Source organism: Flavobacterium kochi (assembly GCF_048286715.1).
Lineage (GTDB): Bacteria > Bacteroidota > Bacteroidia > Flavobacteriales > Flavobacteriaceae > Flavobacterium.
The window spans coordinates 1-1,676 of sequence record NZ_JBLVPW010000073.1; the positions used below are offsets into that span (position 1 = coordinate 1).

Annotated in this window: 1 protein-coding gene; it reads right to left on the bottom strand. The window is 34.7% G+C overall.

Annotated features, from left to right (window positions below; genetic code table 11):
- Positions 1–192: 192 nt before the first annotated feature.
- Positions 193–1,641 (bottom strand): IS1182 family transposase, encoded by a 1,449-nt coding sequence (locus ACNQGH_RS21835; RefSeq protein ID WP_417958126.1) that lies wholly within the window; start codon positions 1,639–1,641, stop codon positions 193–195.
- Positions 1,642–1,676 lie beyond the last annotated feature (35 nt).

Consider the following 1,676-nt stretch of genomic DNA (forward strand, 5'->3'; position numbering starts at 1 on the left):
GAGGCCACTGAAAAACATCGCCTATTTTGATTAGTGCCGTTTTTTAGACAATAAAAAAACGCTTGTAACAGGATTTTAAACATCCGTTATAAGCGTTTTTCTTTTTGCAACTGTTTTTTATTGTAGGTTGTATCAGTCGCTTTTGACTTGTATAGGTTCATTCTGGATACTGCGCGTGTAGCTTACGATTTCCTACATTAATTTCAGTATTCGTTTTAAGTTGACTGCAAAAATTGCTATTGCTCCTTGCATTTGCATATTGGTAATGCCATACGATATTGCTCTATCATAACCATGTACATTTTTTAACTCACTGTTTTTCGCTTCAATTTTATATCGATGTTTTGCTTTTTCTTTAAAATAATCAGTTTCTTGAAAGGCGACTTGTCCTTGGTGTAAGTCTGATTTTATCGCTACAGAATACGTTTTTGTCTTTGCTCCCTCTTTATAACATCCTTCTTTTAAAGGGCAAGACTTGCATTTCTCAACATCAAAATAGTAGGTATCTACTTGATTCTTTCCAACATTTTTTTTGCCCTGATGAGCTTTTCGTATGGCCATGTGACCAGCAGGACAAACAAATCTATCGGCATCTTTATTGTAATCAAATTTATCTTCGTCTTTTCTAGATCCTTGTGCTATTGAAGGGTTTAACTTTGCTACTACTTTAATATTTTGATCACTTGTGAGTTTAAGATTTTCCTTTCCTGAATAGGCTGTATCGCCAATAATTGTGTCAACATCAATTCCGTTTTCCTGACTAATCTCTAAAAGTTTAGGTAATTCCGGCCCATCTCCTTTTTCGCCTGATGTGACTACAGCCGCTGTAATGATGCGCTCTTCGGTCATCGCTAAATGAGTCTTGTATCCAAAGAAGGAACTATCAGCGGATTTATGACCCGTTTTAGCATCTGTATCTTTTGATAACGTAAAATTTTCCTGAGTATCTTCTATTGTTTCTTTAAGCAAGTTTAATTTTTCTTTTATAGCAGGTATAGAGCTTAAAGCCTGTTCTTTTTCAATTACTCTCTCCAACTCTTTACAATAGGTCAATTCCTTTTCCAATTCATTGGAGTTGTTCTTCTCTGGCATACGCTCTTTCCATTGATCATCAAATAAATAAACCGTTTTTCGTAGTAGTTTGGAGCGTTCACGTAATACTTCAATTGCCGAAAATGGATTTGATCTCGATAAAGTATGTGTGGCATCAACTATAATAGACTTGGAACGAATGATACCCTTTTCAATGGCTATAGATACCGTTTTGCCAATCAATAGATTTAACAAGTCGGTGTCATTCAAACGTAGTTTTCTAAATTTTGTCAAGGAACTTGGATTTATGACATCTTCTTCTGGTGCCATTTCCAAAAAATATTTAAAAGACATATCAAAACGGGAGCGCTCCACTACATCAACATCTGAAACGGTATAAATTGTTTTTAGAAGTAAATACTTGAACATACGCACAGGACTTTCTGCTGTGCGACCATTATTTGTGCAGTATTTATTTAACAACTCATCGTAGATAAATGAAAAATCGATCAAGTCATTGATTTTCCTTAGCAAATTATCCTGGGGAACGATTAAATCATATAACGAAGAATACGGACTGAATTGAATTTTTTGTTGCTGAACTAACATCTAAAAAGCCTTATGGTTACAGTTAAATGTACGAA